The sequence below is a fragment of the Myxococcus sp. MH1 genome (genome assembly GCF_059738865.1).
The window spans coordinates 1313223-1333862 of sequence record NZ_AP026947.1 but is presented as its reverse complement, the minus strand read 5'-3'; the positions used below and the strand labels follow the sequence as shown (position 1 = coordinate 1333862).

14 protein-coding genes are annotated in these 20640 nt (G+C 72.0%); 6 read left to right on the top strand and 8 right to left on the bottom strand.

From position 1 onward, the window contains the following. Positions 1-3831 carry an AAA family ATPase gene (locus AC6JA9_RS05530; protein WP_497959209.1) on the bottom strand — a complete coding sequence of 1277 codons (3831 nt, stop codon included), beginning with the start codon at positions 3829-3831 and terminating at the stop codon, positions 1-3. Beyond that, the gene (locus AC6JA9_RS05525; RefSeq protein ID WP_223783532.1) at positions 3828-5072 is read right to left on the bottom strand and encodes an exonuclease SbcCD subunit D C-terminal domain-containing protein; all 1245 of its coding nucleotides are present in this window, start codon (positions 5070-5072) and stop codon (positions 3828-3830) included. The genes AC6JA9_RS05530 and AC6JA9_RS05525 overlap by 4 nt, the downstream gene beginning before the upstream one ends. Positions 5073-5308: 236 nt before the next feature. Between AC6JA9_RS05525 and AC6JA9_RS05520 the strand changes: the two genes are divergently transcribed. After that, positions 5309-5947: a hypothetical protein gene (locus tag AC6JA9_RS05520; RefSeq protein WP_223746044.1), complete on the top strand. Its 639-nt coding sequence runs from the start codon at positions 5309-5311 to the stop codon at positions 5945-5947. Here AC6JA9_RS05520 and AC6JA9_RS05515 read toward each other — a convergent pair. From AC6JA9_RS05515 to AC6JA9_RS05505, 3 genes are all read right to left on the bottom strand, one after another. Next, on the bottom strand, positions 5938-8688 hold the full coding sequence (locus AC6JA9_RS05515) for a PQQ-dependent sugar dehydrogenase (RefSeq protein WP_497959208.1): 2751 nt from the start codon (positions 8686-8688) through the stop codon (positions 5938-5940). The genes AC6JA9_RS05520 and AC6JA9_RS05515 overlap by 10 nt on opposite strands. 129 nt (positions 8689-8817) lie before the next feature. After that, on the bottom strand, positions 8818-10701 hold the full coding sequence (locus AC6JA9_RS05510) for a hypothetical protein (RefSeq protein WP_497959207.1): 1884 nt from the start codon (positions 10699-10701) through the stop codon (positions 8818-8820). Positions 10702-10708: 7 nt separating this feature from the next. After that, positions 10709-11434: a lysophospholipid acyltransferase family protein gene (locus AC6JA9_RS05505; protein WP_223746041.1), complete on the bottom strand. Its 726-nt coding sequence runs from the start codon at positions 11432-11434 to the stop codon at positions 10709-10711. A gap of 497 nt (positions 11435-11931) precedes the next feature. Between AC6JA9_RS05505 and zwf the strand changes: the two genes are divergently transcribed. From zwf to AC6JA9_RS05480, 5 genes are read left to right on the top strand one after another with little or no spacing between them, the layout of a single operon-like run. Next, positions 11932-13473: a glucose-6-phosphate dehydrogenase gene (gene zwf, locus AC6JA9_RS05500; protein ID WP_267698029.1), complete on the top strand. Its 1542-nt coding sequence runs from the start codon at positions 11932-11934 to the stop codon at positions 13471-13473. Further along, positions 13470-14141 (top strand): 6-phosphogluconolactonase, encoded by a 672-nt coding sequence (gene pgl / locus AC6JA9_RS05495; RefSeq protein WP_497959206.1) that lies wholly within the window; start codon positions 13470-13472, stop codon positions 14139-14141. The genes zwf and pgl overlap by 4 nt, the downstream gene beginning before the upstream one ends. A 21-nt stretch (positions 14142-14162) precedes the next feature. Further along, complete coding sequence (gene gnd, locus AC6JA9_RS05490) at positions 14163-15599, top strand: NADP-dependent phosphogluconate dehydrogenase (protein ID WP_223746038.1); 1437 nt, start codon at positions 14163-14165, stop codon at positions 15597-15599. 37 nt (positions 15600-15636) lie between these two features. Beyond that, positions 15637-16173, top strand: a complete 537-nt coding sequence (locus AC6JA9_RS05485; protein ID WP_408889046.1) for a helix-turn-helix domain-containing protein — start codon at positions 15637-15639, stop codon at positions 16171-16173. Beyond that, complete coding sequence (locus tag AC6JA9_RS05480) at positions 16095-16751, top strand: IS630 family transposase (RefSeq protein ID WP_223786110.1); 657 nt, start codon at positions 16095-16097, stop codon at positions 16749-16751. Before AC6JA9_RS05485 ends, AC6JA9_RS05480 begins: the two co-directional genes overlap by 79 nt. Here AC6JA9_RS05480 and AC6JA9_RS05475 read toward each other — a convergent pair. The 3 genes from AC6JA9_RS05475 to AC6JA9_RS05465 are packed head-to-tail and all read right to left on the bottom strand — an operon-like array spanning position 16748 to position 20540. Next, complete coding sequence (locus AC6JA9_RS05475; protein WP_223746037.1) at positions 16748-17356, bottom strand: HMA2 domain-containing protein; 609 nt, start codon at positions 17354-17356, stop codon at positions 16748-16750. The two genes, AC6JA9_RS05480 and AC6JA9_RS05475, sit on opposite strands and share 4 nt — an antisense overlap. Before the next feature lie 11 nt (positions 17357-17367). Then, positions 17368-17607 (bottom strand): hypothetical protein, encoded by a 240-nt coding sequence (locus AC6JA9_RS05470; RefSeq protein ID WP_141327577.1) that lies wholly within the window; start codon positions 17605-17607, stop codon positions 17368-17370. Then, the gene (locus AC6JA9_RS05465) at positions 17604-20540 is read right to left on the bottom strand and encodes a cation-translocating P-type ATPase (protein ID WP_223746036.1); all 2937 of its coding nucleotides are present in this window, start codon (positions 20538-20540) and stop codon (positions 17604-17606) included. Before AC6JA9_RS05465 ends, AC6JA9_RS05470 begins: the two co-directional genes overlap by 4 nt. Between the last annotated feature and the right edge of the window lie 100 nt (positions 20541-20640).

Below are 20640 nucleotides of genomic sequence, written 5' to 3'. Positions count from 1 at the left end.
TCACGCGAGTCGGCGCACCTCGGCGAACGGAATCCCCAGGTCGCCCTCCACCACCAGTCGGCTGCGGCCGCCGCCCTGCTTCACCACGCGCACCTGGACGCCGATGCGCTCGGCCAGCCCCGAGACGTGGGAGATGATGCCCACCTGTCGGCCCGTCGCCTGGAGCGCGTCCAACGTCGCCAGCGCCACCTCCAGCGTCTCCGGGTCCAACGTCCCGAAGCCCTCGTCGATGAAGAGCGTCTCCACCTGCGTCGTCTCCGACGACAGGGAGGCCAGCCCCAACGCGAGCGCCAGTGACACGAGGAAGCTCTCGCCTCCAGACAGGCTCGCCACGCCGCGCACCTCGTCGCCCATGTCCCCGTCCACCACCTGCAGGTCCAGGTCGTGCCCCGGTACCCGCATCAGGCGATACCGCCGCGCCAGCTCCTGAAGATGCGCGTTGGCGTGGAGCAACAACGCGTCCAGCGTCAGGCTCTGCGCGAAGACCTTGAAGCGCTTGCCGTCATGCGAGCCGATGAGGTCTCCCAACACCTTCCACACCTCGCCCGCCCGCCGCAGCTCCGCCAGCGCCTGCGCCTCGCTGCCGTGACGCGCCCGCGCCGCGTCGTCCGCCTCCAGCTTCGCGCGCAACATCGCCTCCGCCCGACGACGGACCTCCACGTCGTCGCGCAGCTGCGCCCGCGCCGCGGAGGCCTCCTCCTCCGACAGGCTCGGCGGTCCACCCTGCTCGTGGGCCGTGTGACGCTCCCGCCGCTCGTCGCGCACCGCGCGGGCCTGGGCCTGCGCCTCGCGAAGCACCGACAGCGCCCGGGCCTCCGCCTCACACCAGGCCGCGTCGTGCGCGAGCAGCGCCTTCACCACGTCCAGCGAGAGGCCCTGCGCCGACAGCCTCCGCTCGAGTTCCATCCGCGCGGCCTCGCGCGCTTCCAGTGCGCTCGCGAGGCCGCGCACGGCGTCCTCCAGGCGCGCCAGGGTGACGCTCTCCGCCTGTCGTGAGGACTCGGCCGCCACCCGCGCCTGCTCGTATGCGGCCATGGCGGCGTCCAGCTTCGCTCGCAGCTCCGCGCGGACCTCCTGCGTCGGACGGCCGCCGAGCAGCGCCGCGCGGGCCCGGGTCGCGTCCGCGCGCGCCTGTTCCTTGAGCGCCGCCTGGGCCGCGTCGTCCTCGGCGCGCCGGGTGCTCGCCTCCAGCTGTCCCTGCGCGCGCGCCCGCTGCTCCTGCTCCTGCTTCTCGAGGGCCTTCGCATCCTCGACGAGCTTCTCCCGCTCCTTCCACATGGAGACGCGCTTGCCGCACTTCTGGCGGAAGTCCGCGGGCGCCGCCTCCAGCTTCGCTTCCCACCCGGTGTCCGCCGCGAAGATGGGCCCCACGTCCGCGAGCACCTGACGCACCACCACGTCGGCGGCCTCGACTCGCGCCAATCCCTCACGCAGCGAGCTCTCCGCTCGCGTGAAGGCCTCTTCCGCGCGGCGAAGCGCATCGACAGCGACCTCGCGGCGGGAGCGCTGCGTCTCGAGCGCCGCGCGGGCCTCGCGCGCCGCGCGCTCCAGGCCTTCCGCGGCCTCCTCCTCCGACTTCAATGCAGCGAGCCGCGCCTGGACTCGCGCGACCGTGGACTCCAGCCAGGTCCCGGCCTCGACCGAGGCGCCTGCCTCCGGAGGCATCGCCGCGCCGGACGGCTCGGTGGACGACGAGCCTTCAACCGGAGACCCGTCGCGCAATGGCTCAACTCGCCGCCACTGCTCACGACCGCGCCCCCAGGCCGCGCCGTGCTCCGCGCACTGGGCCTTCGCGCTGTCACGCCGCGACTCGGACTGGGACATCCGCGCTCGCGCCTCGGCCTGCTTCGCGCTCGCCGCCACCTCCGCTCGCGAGCACTCGGCCTGCTCGGCCTCCAGCGTCTCCACGCGCGCGACTGACTGCGCCACCAACCCGTCGAGCGCCGGCAGCTCGTGCCGATACGGATGCTCCGTCGCACCACACAGCGGACACGCCTCGCCCTCGCGCAAGAGCGCCCGCTGCGCCGCATGGCCCTGCGTGGCCTGCGCCACCGACAGCGCCCGCCGCGCCTCCTTCAGCGCCGCGTCACCCTCCAGCCGACGCTCCGCCGCCCGACGCACCTCCACCGCCGCGACCTCCACCTCCCCACGCGCCGCCACCGCCTCCTGCTCCGCCCGTCGAGCCTCCGACTCCGCCGAGCACAAACCCTGTCGCGCCGACTCCAGCGCCCGCAGCGCCTCCCGCCTCGCCAGCAGCGACTCGCGCAGCACGCGCCGCTCCACCGCCGTGCCCTCTCCCAACGCGGCCTCGGCATGCGTCGCCGCCGCCTGCGCCCGCGCCTCGGCCTCCGCCGCCGCGTCCCGCTCCCGCGTCCTCAGTCGCGTGGACTCCCGCAGCCGCTCCACCTCCGCGCGCTGCGTCTCCACCTGCGTCCGCGCCGCGCTCCCCTCCCCCAGCGCCACCTCGTACCGCTCCAGCTCCCGCTGCCAGCGAGGCCACTCCTTCGCCAACGCCTCCCAGTGGGCCTTCTCCACCAACCACGCCCGCGCCGCTTCCCCCTTCGCCCGCGCCTCCTCCTCCCTCGCCGCGACCTGCTCCAACGTCCCCCGCGCCTTCGCCTCCTCCTCCCGCGACGCCTTCGCCCGCACCCGCGCCTCGTCCGCGTCGCGCGCCGCCGCCTCGCACCGCGCATCCAGCGCCGCCGCCTCCTCCAGCGCCGGAGTCGCCTCCTCCTGCGCCGTCCGAGCCGCCGCCCGCGCCTCCTCCGCCCCCTTCAACACCCCCACCGCCTGGAAGGCCCGAGCCCTCGCCGCCTCCACCTCCTCCGCGCGCGCTCGCCGAGCCGCCTCCGCGTCCTCCCATCGCCGCCCCGCGACCTCCGCCGCCGTCACCACCTCCCGGAACGACTCCGCCGCGCGCACCTCCTCCAACTTCCTCGCCCGTGGCGCCGCCTCCTCCAGCGCCTGCGCCGCCCGGACCTCCTTCTCCTCCGCCTCTCGAAACGCCCGCACCAACGCCGAGCGCTCCGCATGCCACGCCGCCGCGCCTTCCGCCTGCTGGAGCCGCGTCTCCACCTCCGCCCGCGCGCGCGCCTCGTCGACGAGCCGCTCCTCCGCCGCCCCGCGCTCCTGTGCCTCCATCAGCACAATCGCCGCCAGCCCCTGCTCCCGCTTCGCCAGCGCCTCCTGCTCCGCCTTGTTCTTCTCGTGCGCGCGGATGGACAGCCGGCTGTACACCTCCGTGCCCGTCATCCGCTCCAGCAGCTCCGCGCGCTCGCTCGCGTCCGCCTTCAAGAAGGCCGCGAACTCTCCCTGCGCGAGCAACGCCGAGCGGCGGAACTGGTCGAACGACAGCCCCAGCCGCTCCTGGATGGCCACCAGCACCTCGCTTTTGGTGCGGCCGAACTGCTGCCCCGAGGCCACCTCCGTCAGGCTCATCTCCTGCGGCCGGAACCGGCCCTCCGCCCGCCCGCGCGCCCGCCACACGTTCCACCGCGCCCGGTAGCGCTTGCCGTCCTTCCCCTGGAAGTCCACCTCCGCGAAGCCCTCGGCCGCGCCCCGCCGCAACATGCCGCGCACGTCGTACGCCGACAGCCGCGCCTCCTCCTCCTCGTCCGCGCGCCCCACCGGCACGCCGCCCCGTCCCCCCAACCTCGGCGTCCGGTCGAACAACGCCAGACACAGCGCATCCAGGAGCGTGCTCTTGCCAGCCCCCGTCGCACCTGTAATCGCGAACAGCCCCAGCCGGTCGAGCGGAGGCCGGTCCAGCTCCAGCTCGAAGTTCCCCGCGAAGCTCGTCAGGTTGCTGCCCCGGATGCCGAGGACCTTCATGACGCGTCCTCCTGCACCTGCGTCAGCAGCGTGTGGAACGCCTCCAACAACCCCTCCGTGGGAGGCTCCTCGTAGTCACGCGCATACCGCGCCCGGAACACGTCCTCCGGCGTGCGCTCACGGAGCGACAGCCCCGGCCGCGCCTCCGCCAGCGCGCCGCCTGTCCCCGTGTACGCGGGCGTCAGCTTCACCAGCCGCGCCGCGCGTCCCTCGAGCGCCTTCTCCACCTTCAGGCGCAGCGCCGGCTCGGGCCGGGGCAACGAGACGCACACCTCCAGGTAGGGACGCCGCCAGTCCGGCACGCCCTCCTCCATCGCCGGCAGCGCCTCCAGCAACCCCACCACCTCCTCGAGCGTCGCCGCGTCCCGCGCGGGCACCCGCACCATCTCCGCCCGACGTGGCACCGGCACCGACTCCACGCCCTCCAGCACCCCGTCCTTCAACTCCACCACCAACACCTGATGGCGATAGTTCGCCTCCGACAGCGACAAGGGCAACGGAGAGCCGCTGTAGCGAACGCCCTCGCGTCCGCCCACGCGCTGCGCCTTGTGCAGGTGCCCCAGCGCCGCGTACGCGACGTCCTCGGGGAACAGCTCCACGGGCAGCGCGTGCTGATTGCCGCCGAGAATCTTCCGCTCGCTGAGCTCCGACAGCTCCGAGCCCGTCATGTAGCAGTGCCCCATGGCCACCAGCGCCTGCCCCGGCCGACGCCGGAGCCGCGCCGCCTCCAGCACCTCCTCGTACACGGCCCTCACCCCCGCCACGAGCCTGTCCCCGACCTCCTCGCGCACCGGCGGCAGGTCCGAGGGCCGCAGGTACGGCACCGCCGCCACCCACGCGCCCACGTGCCCCTTCGCGTCGTGCACCGGCACCAGCAGCCGCTCCAAATCCAAGACCCCACCCGCGCGCGGCAGCCCACCCACCACCTTCACGCCCAACGCCGCGAACAGCGGGTCCGGCGCATCCAGGCGCGCGGCCGAGTCGTGGTTGCCACCGATGACCACCACGTCCAGCCGGGGCAGCCGCCGGCGCGCCTTCGCGATGAACTGGTACCACGCGGCCTGGGCCTCGGCGCTGGGGTTGGCGGTGTCGAAGATGTCGCCGGCCACCAGCAGCGCGTCCACCGCCTGGGCCTCCAGCGTGTCCAGCAGCCACTCCAGGAACGCGCCGTGCTCCGCCTCGCGCGAGACGTCGTACAGCGTGTGTCCCAGATGCCAGTCCGACGTGTGCAGCAAGCGCATCCCGCGTTCACCCTCCCTCACCCCACGGCACTCGGGCTGGCCGGCAGCCTCCTTCAGGGAAGCCACCCGCTCCAAGCGCCGGGCGCCTGCTCCCTTACACGCTCCCTCTGACATGTGCCCAGGCCGCTGCAATTCCAGGGGGTTGCCGAGCCACCCGGCCCCGCGAGTCTGGAAGACACGGAAGAACCCGCTGGGGAGACTGGCCCGCCAGGTCCCGGACGGAGATGCTTCGCGCCATGTCCTCCGAGCACGCCCCGTACCTCATGCTCGCGCTGATGGTGCTCATCGCCCTCGGCATCATCGTCCTGGGAGCCCGGGAGAAGCGCCAGCAGCGGCAGGCCTGGCGCATCTTCGCCACCCGTCAGGGCTGGACCTTCAGCCAGGCCAGTGACGTCCTCGAGGTGCAGGGGCTCTACCGCGAGCAGCAGCTCTCCCTGCTCACCGAGAAGCACGGCACCGGCAAGGGCGCCCGCTTCGTCACGGTGCTGCGCCTGGAGCTGACCGACGCCCTGCCCCAGGAGCTCCAGCTCGAGACGGAGACCGTCGGCGACAAGTTCCTCAAGCTCTTCGGCAAGGTGGACGAGGAGGTGGGCGACGCGGCGCTGGACGCGGCCCTGAACCTGCGCGACCTCTCCCCCAGGACCCGGGAGCTGCTCCTGACACCGTCCCTGCGCGAGCCCCTGCTGCGCGCCCACCGGCACTACCACCGCCTCTGCATCATCGCGGGGATGCTGGAGGTGGCGAAGGAGGGCGTGCCCACCTCTCCTGAGGACCTCGAGGCCCTCGTCGCGCCCGCGCTCGCCCTGGCGGACGCCCTGCATCTGTCCACCGGGCAAGCGCTCCCACCGCACTCGCGACGACGCGCTCAGTCCTGACGACGCCTGCGGCGCATCAGCGCCAGCGCCGTCAGCGCGGCCCACGCCAGCGAGCCCACCGGCGCGCTGCCGCACGAGCAGCCACTGTCCTCATCCGAGTCCGGCGGGCTCATCCCGCCATCGGAGCCCGTGCCTCCGTCCAGCCCCGTCCCCGCATCCGGCTGTGAGCCCGCGTCGGGCTCCTGCTGCGGGACCAGCGTGCAGTCGCCCTCGCCCACGCACACCTTCACCTCGACCTGGTGCCGCTGTCCCGAGGTGTCCACCACGGCGAAGCGCACCAGGTGTCCCCCGGGCGAAAGCTCCGTCGTGTCCCAGCGGTTGTGCTCGCCGCCGAAGTGGAAGTGGTTGTCCGTGCGCTCGTCGACGTAGCGCTGCACACCATCCACGAAGAACTCCGCGCGCGTGCAGCCCACATCATCCTGGCAGTCACCGTAGAACTCGGCGCCCGCGCCGGACACACGCTCGTCCGCGGTGGGACGCGTGAGGACGGCGACGGGCGCGTCGTCCTGCTTCACGGTGACGGTGAAGGACTGCGTCGCCTCGGGCGCCACGTTGTTGGCCACGCGCACGGTGACGGCCTCGCCCGTGGTCGACACCGCGGTGGGCGTCCAGGTGATGAGGCCGGTGGCCGCATCGATGGACATGCCCGTCGGCGCGGTGGTGAGCGAGTACGTCGCCGCGGGCCGGGCCCTCGCCTCCACGTCATAGCGATACACATTGCCCACCACGGCCTGTGTCGGCGCGGTGGAGGTGATGATGGGGGACAGGTCCTCGTCGTCCACCTCCGTCGCCGTCACGGTGCGCGCGTCCAACCCCGAGCCCACCACCGAGAAGAGCGCGACGCCGTCCTGGTTGTCCGCGTCGGCGGCGGCCCGCAGCGTCACCGTCTGGGGCGCGTTCCAGTTGCTCGCGTTGAAGATGAGCGAGCCCCCCGACTCCACGGTGAGGTCCGCATCGCCCGAGGCGCGGCTGACGGTGACGGTGACGGTGCGCGAGGGCTGGCGCGTCAGCGACACGTCGAACGTGGCCGTGCCGGCCTCGGGGACCGCGACGTTGCTCGAGGAGAGCACCAGCTGCGCGGAGTTGTCCTCGATGGTGGTCGCCCGCACGGACTCGGACGTCAGGCCGCTCGACGCCACGGTGAAGGTGGCGGTGTCCACCTCGTTGTCCGCGTCCTCCAGGGCGTCAATCGTCACCACGCGAGGCGTGCTCCAGTCCCGCGGCGTGAAGGTGAACGTCGCCACGCCGGACACGCGCAGGTCCGAGCTGCCACCCGGCGCGCGGAACACGTCGACCACCACGGACGTCGTGGGAGCCTCCGCCAGGCCCACCGTGAACGTCGCCTTCCCACCCTCCATCACGCGCGGGTACAGGTTCGTCACCACCAGGCGCTGACCCGTGGTGGTGGGGACGATGCGGCGCAGACGCCCACCCGAGACACCGATGGTGTACAGCGCGCCGTCCGGCCCCACCGAGGCATCCACGTACGACGTGAAGCTGGTCCCCCAGATGTCCACCGTCGCCACGGTGTTGTCCTGGGCCAGCGTGGCGCGCATGAAGGTGGATTCGTTGTAGTCGCCGAAGAAGTAGTTGCCGCGGTACTCCGGCGCAAAGAGCGTGGCGTCGTAGAACACGCCGCCGTTCATGCAGCCACCCAGCCGCTGGGTCTTCGCGGTGCCGCCGCCACTCGTGGCATCCGGCAGGCCCGGCTGCGCGACAGCCACAGTGGTCACGCTGGGGACGCTCGCGACGTAGAAGTCCCCGTTGAACGAGGCATCGCCCACCCCTTCGAGCGTGAGCTTCTCGCCCTTGCGGAAGCCGTGATTGCCCGTGGTGGTGAAGGTGGTGACGCCGCCCGTGCGCGCGGCCCCGGTGGCCGTGAGGGTGCGGGTGTCGAAGCCGTTGGTGCGGTACTTGATGACCGGGGTGATGTAGTCGTTGCCGGCCGGCTGGTTGTTCTCGTAGTCGTTGTAGCCGGCGTGCCCGCGCCGGGGCACCACGAAGGTCTGCTCGTAGCCGGTGCCCACCACGTTGACCCACAGCTGGCCGGTGCTCGGCTGGAACGTCAGCGTGAACGGATTGCGGAAGCCGCGCGCCCAGATGTACTCGTTGTTCGGACCGACGCCATCGTTGAACGGGTTGTCGTTGACCGGCGTGCCGTCACGGTTCGCCCGGCCCACCTTCGCCGCCAGCGACGTCAGGTCCGCGTCCACGCCCGTGCCGTTGCCCAGGTCACCAATCGCGAAGTACAGCTTGCCGTCCGGACCGAAGCCGATGCCGCCGCCATCGTGGTTCTCTCCACGGGTCGGCAGCCGCGAGACAAGCACCGTGCGCGCCGTGCCCACGCCGTTGACGTCCGTGTAGCGGACGATCTGCTGCTCCGTCGGGGACACGGTGACGAAGACATAGACGTAGCGGTTGGCCACGTAGTTCGGGTCGAACGCGATGCCGATGACACCGCACTCGCTGTTGGTGTGGACCGCGGGCTCCGTCGCGAACAGGCGCGTCACCAGCGTGGTGTTCCCCGGCTGCGTCTCCGGGAGGCCGTCCTTCAACGAGACGACCCGGATGGGACCGTTCTTGAGGGTGATGAACAGGCGGCCCGAGCCATCCGGCGCCCACGCCATCCCCGTCGCCTGACTCAAATCATTGGAGGTGTAGACAGTCTCGACGAAACCCGAGGGGACCGCGGCCCAGACGGGCGCCGCCAGGAGCAGGAGCAGGGGGACGAGTTGGCGCATGGCGCGGGAAGATACCGCACACGACGTGCAGACCTGCTCGGTCATCCAGACGCAGGACACCCGAGCACTCCGCCCCACCGAATCCTTTCAGCGAGGCTGTGCCATCCAACCCCGGGCGGTGCCATCCACCTACCAGTCGGTCCCGGTGACGCGATACATGACGGCCGAGCTCAACGGACAGTCGAACAGTCTCTCGAAAGCGCGGGCGCGCGAGAGCAGCAGGCGCTCGGCGGGGCTGTGCTTGCGCACACTCACCCAGCGCGGCGACAGCGCGCGCAGTCGGTCGAGATACACCCCGTCGTTCCCCTCGTGATTCACGTACTCGACGCGGTTGCGCAAATCCCACGTCCAGTACTCACCGAGGAACGACGTGGCGCTGTCGTACGCCACCACGTCACCGGGCCGCAGCTCCCGCTCACGCAGGCGCGCCGCCTCTGGCGTCCACAGCCAGCCCATGCGCATGCGCACCCGGTCCTCGTCGCGCAGGGACGGGTCCGCGCGGCGCCCCATCGTGGGCAGCACCTGATACCCCACCGAGGCCTTCGCATAGGACGCCACGCAGAGGAACGCCGCGAGCGCGGACAAGAGGACCTGGAGGTAGCGCGTCCCCACCTGACGGTGCAGCACCGCGAAGGCGACGAGCCCCGCCGCGGGCAGCCCCAGCGTGAAGCGCCCCCACCACGCCGCGGGCACCAGCACGGACAGGCCCGCGAGCAACGGCAGCGCGAGCCGCGACAGTCGCTCCCGACTGAACACCGCCGTGGCGCTCACCCACAGGAGCGCGGGCAGCAGGAGGTACGGGAAGAGCCAGCCGAAGGCGCGCTCGCGCACGTCCGGCCAGTACATGCCCTCCGGCGCGGTCCAGCTGCGCACCATGCGCTCGAAGGCGCCGGGCGCGCCGAAGAAGGCGGGAGGACCGGCGATCTCCTCCGCGCCGATGGGCCCCTCGAGCTCATGCCCGAGCATCTTCATGCGCGCGGGCCAGAAGGGGTTGCCCGTGCGGACCGAGTTCTCCACGTACGTGGGCGCCCCCATCCACAAGAGCAGGAGCAGCGCGAGCCCCGTCTGCCCCAGCACCCGCCCTCGCGCCCCCTTCGCCGCGCGCAGCACGAGCGCGCCCCTGACGAGCAGCAGCGGCGACACGAGCGCGAGGTGGAAGAGCCCCGTCACCTTGGTGCCCGCGTACAGGCCGAGCGCCAGCAGCGTCAGCGTGCGCGCGGTGGGGCTCCAGTCGCGCTCGGTGAGGAAGTAGAAGGCCGTGATGAACAGCGCGCCCGCGACGACGTCCGCGTGCGTGGTGTGGAGCTGGAGGGCCACCGCGGGCAGGGCCAGCCACATCGCGCCCAGCGACGCGGACAGCGCGGGGCTGGCGCTCGCGCGACGACAGAACGCGGCCACGGTGAGCGCGCCCAGCAGGCCGAAGGGGAGCTGCGCCAGGTCCTCCAGCCGCGAGTGATGGGGCAGCAGCACGTGCCAGACGGAGAGCAGCTCGGTCAGCTCGGGGTAGCCGTTGACGTACCAGACCGACGTGTCCACCCAGGTGATGCGGCCCGTCTGCACCGCGTAGCTCGTCTTCGGCGTGTGGTACCAGACGACGTCCCAGGCCCAGTTGGGGAAGTGCCACGCGATGGAGCCGGAGACGATGAGCGCACACGCCGCCGGCAACAGCGCCCACGCGGCCAGCTCCTGACGCGCGAGGATGTCACGCCACAGCCGCACCGGCGCCGTCACATCCGACACGAGCCGAGAGCGCAGCTCCGCGAGCCCCACCCTCCGCACGCTCCAGCCGAGCATCCCGCCGTGGAGCGCGCAGCCCACCAGGGCCAGCTGGAGTCGACCGAGCTGCCCCACGAGCCCCAGCGCCTGCACGCTGGTGAGGACGCTCGCGGTGCCGAAGAGGAGCGCGGCCATCCAGCGCTCCAGCGTGGAGCGCTCACGCAGGAGCGCCGCGGACAGGGCCCACGCGGCGGCCACCGCCCATGACGTCTCCAGCGCCCAGAGCACCCAGCCCATGCGCGGCTCAGCCGTTGGCGGACAGCGTGCGCTCGTACAGCCCGCGCACCCGCTCCGCCAGCTCCACCGGGTCCTGTCCCAGCGACTCGGGCGGCAGCGGCGGCAGGACGCGCACGCGCATGGAGGCGCGGGCATTCAGCCACGGGCCGTCGCCCTCGAGCAGCTCCGTGGTGCCCTCCACCACGACGGGCACCACGGGCACGTGCTCCTCCACCGCGAGCTGGAACGCGCCGCGCTTGAAGGGCAGACGCTGGCCGCCCTTCGCGTACGTGCCCTCGGGGAAGATGAGCACGGGCATGCCTCGGCGCAGCCAGCGCCGGCACGGGTCCAGGAGCTGATGCATCGCCTGCGACGAGCCGCGGACGATGGGCACGTACGCGAGCAGCGTCATCATCCAGCCCACCAGCGGCAGCGAGAACAGCGACGCCTTCGCCACGAACTTGTACGGGTGGTACAGCCCCATGACCGCCAGGATGTCCATGGCGGACTGGTGATTGACCACGATGACGCAGGGCCCGGAGGGCAACAGCTCCTTGCCCTCGAAGCGCGTGCGCCAGAACGGCGACACGTGCAGCCACAGCCCATGGCACCAGTGACACACGAGCCAGTGCAGCATCCGGCGGTCCTTGTCGACCGGATAGGTGACCAGGAGCAGCAGCGCCCCCAGCGTGAAGAGGATGGGCGCGGTGGTCAGGAAGACGAGCCAGAACCAGACGGTGATGACGTACTTCATCGCGGAGGGCTCATGGGTGCGTGCTCGGAACGGGGGCGCATCGGCTCACCGACATAGCGCGACCCGGCTGGCACATACAGCAGGGACCTCCAGCGCATGGGATGACCCTCCGACAGGCGGGCAGCCAGCCGGCGAGGGACGACGATATCCCGACCAGGCCTCCGCGCAGCACCCGGGACTCGGACAGGCCTCCTCGCGGAGGACCGGGTCCGCCGTCGGCTGGAGGCGGCGTCATCCGTCCCGGGCCGCAAGCGTGCACGCGCATCACTCCGCCCAAGCCCGACAACTCCTGCCTGGGCCGAAGCACAGGCAATGGCGGCGCGAGGATAACAGCCATGGCGAGGGTGCCCTCCGACTGTTAGAGCAGGCCCCTGGGGAGCGCTTTCGAACGCTCCAGACGTCACGCGCACGTCACTGCGCGCACTCTGGCTTGCCGCGAGGCGACGAGGGGGGCGTAAGGTGGCCGCCCACGGCAGTCACATCGAGGAGGCAGCGGAATGGACGCGCAGGGCCTGCACATCGAGACGCATCCCCGAGAGGGAGACCCGCTGCTCAGGGCAACGAGACCGGACCCCTGCACGGTGGTGCTGTTCGGCGCGACAGGGGACCTGGCGCAGCGCAAGCTGTTCCCCGCCCTCTTCGAGCTGGCGCGCGCCAACCTCCTGCCGGACCACTTCTCCGTCGTCGCCTTCAGCCGCTCCACCCTGGACAACGACGCCTTCCGTCAGCACGTGAAGGAGGGCCTCCAGAAGTTCGCGCGCACCCAGCCGCTCGACGAGGCCACGTGGCAGAAGTTCGCCCCGCGCCTGGAGGGTGTCTCCGGCGCCTATGACGACCCGGCCGCCTTCGCCCGCCTGCGCGAGAAGCTGGAGCAGGTGTCCCAGCAGCAGGGCACCCAGGGAAACCAGCTCTACTACCTGGCCACGCCCGCCTCCACCTTCCCCCAGATCCTCCACGGGCTCGCCGAGGCGGGGCTGCTCAAGCGCGAGGAGCGCCCCCACCAGACGCCCTGGCACAGGCTCATCATCGAGAAGCCCTTCGGACGGGACTTGGAGACCGCTCGCGAGCTCAACCGCGAGCTGGCCGCGGTGCTCGACGAGAAGCAGATCTTCCGCATCGACCACTACCTGGGCAAGGAGACCGTCCAGAACATCCTGGTCTTCCGCTTCGCCAACGCCATCTTCGAGCCGCTGTGGAACCGCAACCACATCGACCACGTCGAAATCACGGCGGCCGAGCAGATTGGCGTGGAGGGCCGCGGCGGCTTCTACGACGAGACGGGCGTCATCCGGGACATGGTGCAGAACCACCTGCTCCAGGTGCTCGCGCTGTGCGCCATGGAGCCGCCGGTGTCCTTCGGCGCGGAGGACATCCGCGACGAGAAGAACAAGGTGTTCCGCGCGCTGCGTCCGGTGGAGGGCAAGGAGGTGTCGCGCTCCGTGGTCGCCGGTCAGTACGAGGGCTACCTGAGTGAGAAGGGCGTGAAGCCCGACTCGCGCACGCCCACGTACGTGGCCATGAAGCTGAGCGTCGACTCGTGGCGGTGGGAGGGCGTGCCCTTCTACCTGCGCGCCGGCAAGGGGCTGAAGAAGCGGCTGACAGAGGTGTCCATCCACTTCCGCTCGGTGCCCATCGGCCTGTTCTCCGGCGAGGGCGCCACCTGCCAGCGCCTGCAGCCCAACGTGCTCACGCTGCGCATCCAGCCCCAGGAGGGCATCGCCCTCTCCTTCGAATCCAAGGTGCCCGGTGAGGACGTGAACATCGCGGGCGTCACCATGGACTTCAACTACGCGGAGAGCTTCAACAAGCCGGTGCCGGAGGCGTACGAGCGACTGCTGCTCGACTGCATGCGCGGCAACGCCACGCTCTTCGCCAGGCAGGACAGCGTCGAGCAGGCGTGGGCGTACGTGACGCCCATCCTCCAGGCGCTCGAGTCCGGCGAGGGCGGGACGCTGCACCCCTACGCGACCGGGAGCATCGGGCCGCAGGCCGCCTCCGCGCTGCTGGCCCGCGACGGCCGCCGGTGGACGCTGCTATGAGCGCGCTGCCTCCGCGCGTCGTTCCCCCGGAGTTGCTGGCCCGCGAGGCCGCGGAGTGGATGGGCCGCGCGCTACAGACCTCGCTGGCGATGAAGCGGCGGACGAGCCTGGCCCTGTCCGGTGGCAGCACCCCGGCGCCGGCGTACCGCGAGCTGTCGCGGCTGACGCTGCCGTGGGAGCGGGTGGACCTGTACTTCGTGGACGAGCGCTTCGTGCCGCCGGACCACCCGGACAGCAACTACCACCTGGTGGAGGAGGCGCTGGTGGGGCCGCTGCGGCTGTCGCCCTCGCAGGTGTTCCGCATGGAGGGCGAGCGCGAGGACCGCGAGGCCGCGGCGAAGGACTACGAGGCGCGCCTGCCCGATGTGCTGGACGTGGTGCTGCTCGGCATGGGGGAGGACGGGCATACGGCCAGCCTCTTTCCCGGCCACCCGGCGCTGGAGGAGCAGAGCCGGCGCGTGTTGTCCGTCGTGGGCCCCAAGCCGCCGCCCTGGCGGATGACGCTCACGATGCCGACGCTGTTGGCGGCGAACGCGGTGCTGATGCTGGTGGCGGGCGCGGGGAAGCGAAAGACGGTGCAGCGGGCGCTCGGGCGGGATTCCGCGCTGCCGGCGGCCCGGGTGACGAATGCGCAGTGGATGATGGACACCGCCGCCGCGGGACGGTGAGCGGGCCTTGTCGGAGGAATCATGAGTGCGGCAGCGAGCGCCCAGACGGGCGCGCAGTTCGGCGTGGCGGGCATGGGAGTCATGGGCGCGGCCCTGGCCCTCAACATCGCGGACCATGGCTTCCGGGTGGCGGTGTGGGACCGGCATGCGGAGCGCATCGACGAGATGCACCAGCAGCACGGGCATCCGTCGCTGAAGGGCTTCGCGTCGCTGGAGGACTTCGTGAAGGGGCTGGAGCGCCCCCGGCGAATCCTGCTGATGGTGACGGCGGGCACGGCGGTGGACCAGATGATGGAGCGGCTGTTCCCGCTGCTGTCGCCGGGCGACGTCATCCTGGACGCGGGCAACTCCTGGTTCCAGGACACGCGGCGGCGCGAGGAGCTGTGCAAGTCCAAGGGCCTGCACTTCCTGGGCGTGGGCGTGTCCGGCGGCGAGGAGGGCGCGCGCCACGGCCCGTCCATCATGCCCGGCGGCCCCCCGGAGGCGTACGCGCTGGTGAAGCCGGTGCTGGAGGCCATCGCCGCGCGCACGGACGAGGGCCTGTGTGTCACGCACGTGGGGCCGGATGGCGCGGGCCACTTCGTGAAGATGGTGCACAACGGCATCGAGTACGCGGACATGCAGCTGCTCGCGGAGACGTACGACGTGCTGCGCCGGGGCCTGGGGCTGTCGGCGGAGGGCGTGGCGGAGCTGTTCACGAAGTGGAACCAGGGCATCGCCGAGTCCTTCCTCCTGGAGACCAGCATCAAGGTGCTGCGCAAGAAGGACGCCGAGACGGGCAAGCCGCTGGTGGACCTGGTGCTGGACAAGGCCGGGCAGAAGGGCACGGGCAAGTGGACGGTGCAGGTGGCGCTGGACCTGGGCGTGCCGGTGCCCTCCATCGCCTCCGCGCTGGACGCGCGAAACCTGTCCTCGATGAAGGACCAGCGCGTGGCGGCGAGCCACAAGCTGCCGGGGCCTGGGGCCTCGCTGTCCGCGGAGGAGAAGGCGGACCTGGCGGCGTGGGCGCATGACGCGCTGTACGCGGCGCGGGTGGTGACGTACGCGCAGGGCCTGCGGCTCATCCAGGCCGCGTCCGACGAGTACCAGTGGAACATCTCCCTGGCGGAGATGGCGCGCATCTGGCGGGGCGGCTGCATCATCCGCGCGAAGCTGCTCACCCCGCTGCGCGAGGCCTTCACGAAGCAGCCGGACCTGCCCAACCTCCTGGTGTCGGACGCGTTCGCGCCGGTGCTCGAGAAGCTGGCGCCCGCGTGGCGCAAGCTGGTGGGCACGGCGACGAAGGTGGGCATCCCCGTCCCCGTGTTCAGCGCGTCGCTGGCGTACCTGGACAGCTACCGCAGCCCGGAGCTGCCGCAGAACCTCACCCAGGCCCAGCGCGACGCCTTCGGCGCGCACACGTACCAGCGCCGGGACAAGCCCGACGCCGGCTTCGTGCACAGCGACTGGAACAGCTAAGTAGGTCGCCGGAAGTTCCGAGACAAATGCCGGTCGCATGCGCATTTTCTGGACCATGCGACCGGCAAGGAGCCCTGCCGAACTGGGGCTGACAGCAGAGGACAGGCGGAAGCTGGAGCATGCGCTGCGAAGCGTGCGCGACGCCCGCCACTTCCGTCGACTACTGGCAGTGAGACTCCTCGCAGAGGGCAAAGGCCCGGGCGAGGCTGCGCATCTGGCAGCCCTGAGTCGGCCAGCCGTCTACTTCTGGCTGGAGCGCTATCTGGCGCAGCGTGACCCCGAAGCGCTGCGAGATGCCCCGCGGCAGGGGCGGCCGAGGAATGCGCCGCGCCTGACGGCCGAGCGCCTGCGCGAAGTCGTCCGAGGCAGCCCAGAGAAGCAGTCCTGGGCGAGCCACGGCTGGACGGTGCCGCTGCTGTGCACGCACCTGAAGCGACAGGGCATCGAGGTGTCGCCCCGTACACTGCGCCGCCGGCTGCACGAGGCGGGCCTGGCGTGGAAGCGGCCACGGTACGTGTACGCCACGGCGGCGCCCCATCCAGGGCAGAAAAAGGGGGCCTTGTCCGCCGTCTGAAACGGCTCAAACGCCTGTTCCCCCGGGCCGTGCTGCTCGTCATGGACAGCACGGTGCTGCGGTGGTTTCCGCCGCTGCGCGCCGCCTGGGCCCCCAGGGGAGAGCAGGCCGTGGTGCCGATTACAGGCGAGAACGCCAAGCGCACACTGTGGGGCGCCATCAACCCTCGCACCGGCAAGCGCGTGCTGCTGGCAACCCAGCGCGCCAGACGCGAAGACTTCATGGATTTTCTGCGCGCCCTGCGTGCCGCCTACCCCGGTCGCCCTCTGCTGCTGGTGTTGGACCGCGCCAGCTGTCACACGGCCCAGAAGTCCCAGCAGCTCGCCGCTCGCCTCGGAATCCACCTGCTGCTGTTGCCCAAGCAGCGCTCAGAACTCAACTGCATGGACCACTTGTGGCGCTCCCTGAAGCAACGCGTTTCCGCCAACCGTCAGTACCCCACGGTCGAGCAGCACGTCGGCGCCGCCATCCGATGGGTGCTGGGCCTTTCTGCACGGGACGCCCTCCGCAAGGCCGGCTGCCTCGCCGAGGGCTTCTGGCTACGCGATTTGTTAGAGAACTTCTGGCGACCTACTTAGGAGGGCTCGCCCGCCGGGACGTCATCGTCGGGGGACGGTGACTCCCGGGGCCCGGTGCGCACCGGCGAGGCCGTGTTGCCGATGGCGGTGCGCTCCACGCCCGAGAAGGTGGCGAAGGCCCACCACGCCAGGTTGAACCAGTCCGGCGTGGGCAGCTTCTTCGTCGCAATCACCTTGGCCGCGCCCGCCACCGCGAAGCCCAGCGACGCGAGCGAGCCCAGGTCCACCTTGCCTCCCGTGGCGCGGAGCACCTCCACGTCCAGCCCCTTCACGAAGCGGCTGGTCGCGAGCGCCACGTCGCTGCCCATCGCCAGCGCCTCCAGCAGCACCTCCTCCTCGGGCGCCTCCTCGCCCTGGCGCACGACGAGGTCCACGCCCGTGAGCCTCCGCACCATCGCGAGCACGTCCTCCAAATCAAGAGCGTCCGCGTCGTGGAGGACCAGGACGCTGCCGGTGAAGGGGCGCACCTCCACCTCGTCCACGCCGCGGATGCGCAAGAGCCCCTCGGCGAGCTCGTTGGCCACCGAGCCATGCTCGCGCAGCCACGGGAGCCTCAGCCGTACGCGGCCGGGCAGGACATGGACCACATAGATGAAGCGTGACACGGGCAGCCTCCTCAGGCCTCGGCCTGGCCCTGCGGGTGACCGTTCGCGGCCCGCCGGGCCCGGGCCTTCGCCTCGGCCAGCAGGTCCTCCAGGTCCTCCTGCCTGATGGCGGTCCTCGACATCACCATGTCGCCGAAGCGGTAGGCGGCGGTGGCCAGCTCCACCAGCAACGGGCGCAGGTGCTTGCTCAACATCACCGAGCCGGCGCCAGCGGTGTAGCCCAACAGGAACGACGGGAGATGGAACGTCATGGGGAAGCCTCCGCGAAAGCGGGGATGAGGAAGGGACGACGATGCGCCGCGCCCCGGGGGACGCGGCGGGAGAGACCGTGAAGCGCCCCGGGCAGCGCCCACCCCACCGCCACCCCACCGAGGGTGAGCCACGACGGCGTGGGCAACCCCAGCACGGCGCGCAGCGGGGGCACGGTGAGCGCCAGGGCCTGCATGGCCACCGCGCCGCCCACCCATAGCGTGAAGCGCCCGGAGTCCAGCGAGCGCCCCCGAGCCCCGGTGCGAGGCGCCCGACACACCGAGGCGTACCCGAGCTGCGCGGCGGTGAGCATCCCGAAGGCCAGCGGCGGTCCGCCCAGCACCAGGCCCGCGGCGCCCACGCCCGCCAGCAGCAGCGCGTCGCGCACCACCCGCCGCGACATGTCGCGCGTCAGCAGCGGCGCGTCGGGAGGCGCGGGCGGCCGGTCCAGGATGTCCGCGTCCCCCGGCTCCAGCGCCAGCGCGAGCCCCGGAAAGGTGTCCGTCAGCAGGTTGAGCCAGAGCAGCTGCATCGGAGCGAGAGGCTCGCGGCTGCCCACCAGCGAGGCGCCCACCACCAGCGCCATCTCCGACAGGTTGGTGGCGAAGAGGAAGCGCAGGGCGCGGCGCAGGTTGTCCTGGACGATGCGCCCCTCGCCCACCGCGTGGAGGATGCCGCGCAGGTCCTCGCCCGCCATGACGATGTCGGCCATCTGCCGGGCCATGTCGCTGGAGCGCGCGCCCACCGCCACGCCCACGTCCGCGGCCTTCAGCGCCGGCGCGTCGTTGACGCCGTCGCCCGCCATGGCCACCACCTCGCCACGCGCGCGCAGGGCTCGCACCAGCGCCATCTTGTCCTCGGGCGCCACCCGCGCGAGCACCGCCACCCGGTCCAGCCAGTCCCCGCGCTCGGCCCCGGCCAGTCGCTGGGTCAGCTCCTTGCCCGTGAGCGTCTCGCCTCGCAGGCCCACCTCGCGCGCGACGGCCTCGGCCGTGTGCCGCTGGTCCCCCGTGAGGATGATGGTGCGGATGCCCGCGACGCGGGACTGACGCAGTGTCTCCTCGGCCCCCTCACGCAGCGGGTCCCTGAGGCCCATGAAGCCCACGAAGGTGTAATCGCCCTCCGGCGCTCCCACGTGCCTCGCGTCCACGCGTCGCCAGCCCAGCGCGAGCACCCGCAGGCCCTCCCGGGCCAGCGCGCGGTTGCGCTCGAGCAGGCGCTCGTGTCCCTTCGGGCCCAGCGGGCCTTTCGAGTCACGGGAGCACAGCCGCACCACCTGCTCCGGCGCGCCCTTGATGAACGCCACGCCGCCGCCCGGCGCGTCGTGCAGGCTCACCACGTAGTGGATGCCATTCGTGCGCTCCAACAGGCGACGCCGCGGGAAGGCCTTGCGCAGCGCCGCACCGTCCAACCCCGCGGCGTGCGCGGCGGTCACCAGCGCGCGCTCGGTGGAGCTGCCCGCGATGATGACCTCGTGCCCGTTGCGGTGCACGTCCACGTCGCTGTTGAGCAGCGCCGCGGCGAGCGCCAGCGTCGGCGCATCCTCCAGCACCGCCTTCGGCTTCGCGCGCAAGGAGGCGAGGTCCACCGGGCCCGCGCCCACGTCCAGGACCTCCAGACACATGTCGTTGCGCGTGAGCGTCCCCGTCTTGTCCGTGCAAATCACCGTGACGCCGCCCAGCGCCTCGGCCGAGGACACGCGGCGCACCACCATGCCGCGCGCATGCAGGCGTTGCATCGAGCGCACCAGCGCCGCGGTGGCGACGATGGGCAGCCCCTCCGGGAGCGCCGCCACGCCCAGCGCCACCGCGCCCCGCAGCACCTGTCCCATCGGACGTCCGCGCGCGAGCCCCACCACGCCGGACATCGCCGCCGCGCCCACGGAGAACAGCGCCACGCGCTTGTCGAGCCGCTCCAGCTTGCGCGACAGCGGCGTGGGCGGCGAGGCCGTCTCCTCCACGAGCTTGCGCACCCGCGCGAGCGCCATGTTCCCGCCCGTGGCCACGACGACAGCGCGCCCATGTCCCGACGCCACCACCGTGCCCGCGTGGAGCATCGAGTGACGCTCGGCCAAGGGCGCGTCCTCGGCCACCGGCTCCGCGCCCTTGGCCTGTGGCTCGCTCTCGCCGGTGAGGGGCGCCTCGTCCACGCTGAGCCGGTGCGCCTCCAGCACGCGCGCATCCGCGGGGAGCACATCTCCCGCGCGCACGAGCAGCACGTCCCCCACCACCAGGTCCGCCGTGGGCACGGCCTGGAGGACACCGTCGCGCAGCACCTGCGCCTGCCCCGCCTCCAGCCTCTGCCAGGACGCGAGGAGCGACTCGTTGCGCCGCTCGATGCGATAGCCGATGCCCGCGTTGAGCCCCACCACCGCGAGGATGGCCGTCGACTCCAGCACGTCTCCCACGAGCGCGGACGCCGCCGCCGAGCCCATCAACAGCCCCATGGGCACGGTGGCCACCTGCGCGCGCAGGAGCGACCACCGCGAGCGCGGCGGCACGCCCGCCACCAGGTTCGCCCCCTGACGTCGCAGCCGCGTCGCCGCCTCCCTTCCAGACAGGCCGTGCGCGTCCGTCCCGCTCCGATGCAGCGCCTCGTCCACGCTCAGCGCGTGCCACGCCACCTCGTCACGAGACGCGGAGACCGGCGCGGGACGCCGCTCGCGCGCGACAGCGGGGCCGGTGTCCTCGGGAGTCTCCTTCAAGCGCGTGAGCAGCGGAGCGTCGGGGCCGTAGCGCACCAGCACCCGGCCGCTGCGATGCTCCGCCTTCACCTCCTCGATGCCGGGCCAGGTGTGGAACGTGCGCTCCAATCGACGTCCCAGGTGGCGGTCACCCAACAACCCCGGCACCACCAGCCGGAGCCGGCGCGAGGCCACGGCGTGCCGAGCCACGCTCGCGGGCGCCGCCCTGCCATCGATGAGGAACACCACCATCCGCCACACCCCCGGAGGGCCCAAGGTGAGGGCCCACGCCCCGCGCGGCCATCCGACGGGGCGTGCGTATCCATGCACGGCACCGGACAGTCGCGAGGGG

Coding starts and splice junctions, on each gene's coding strand:
- AC6JA9_RS05465 (WP_223746036.1), bottom strand. CDS start 20,540: ATGGTGGTGTTCCTCATCGATGGCAGGGCGGCGCCCGCGAGCGTGGCT.
- AC6JA9_RS05505 (WP_223746041.1), bottom strand. CDS start 11,434: ATGAAGTACGTCATCACCGTCTGGTTCTGGCTCGTCTTCCTGACCACC.
- AC6JA9_RS05485 (WP_408889046.1), top strand. CDS start 15,637: ATGCGCATTTTCTGGACCATGCGACCGGCAAGGAGCCCTGCCGAACTG.
- pgl (WP_497959206.1), top strand. CDS start 13,470: ATGAGCGCGCTGCCTCCGCGCGTCGTTCCCCCGGAGTTGCTGGCCCGC.
- zwf (WP_267698029.1), top strand. CDS start 11,932: ATGGACGCGCAGGGCCTGCACATCGAGACGCATCCCCGAGAGGGAGAC.
- AC6JA9_RS05520 (WP_223746044.1), top strand. CDS start 5,309: ATGTCCTCCGAGCACGCCCCGTACCTCATGCTCGCGCTGATGGTGCTC.
- AC6JA9_RS05470 (WP_141327577.1), bottom strand. CDS start 17,607: ATGACGTTCCATCTCCCGTCGTTCCTGTTGGGCTACACCGCTGGCGCC.
- gnd (WP_223746038.1), top strand. CDS start 14,163: ATGAGTGCGGCAGCGAGCGCCCAGACGGGCGCGCAGTTCGGCGTGGCG.
- AC6JA9_RS05515 (WP_497959208.1), bottom strand. CDS start 8,688: ATGCGCCAACTCGTCCCCCTGCTCCTGCTCCTGGCGGCGCCCGTCTGG.
- AC6JA9_RS05525 (WP_223783532.1), bottom strand. CDS start 5,072: ATGCGCTTGCTGCACACGTCGGACTGGCATCTGGGACACACGCTGTAC.
- AC6JA9_RS05510 (WP_497959207.1), bottom strand. CDS start 10,701: ATGGGCTGGGTGCTCTGGGCGCTGGAGACGTCATGGGCGGTGGCCGCC.
- AC6JA9_RS05530 (WP_497959209.1), bottom strand. CDS start 3,831: ATGAAGGTCCTCGGCATCCGGGGCAGCAACCTGACGAGCTTCGCGGGG.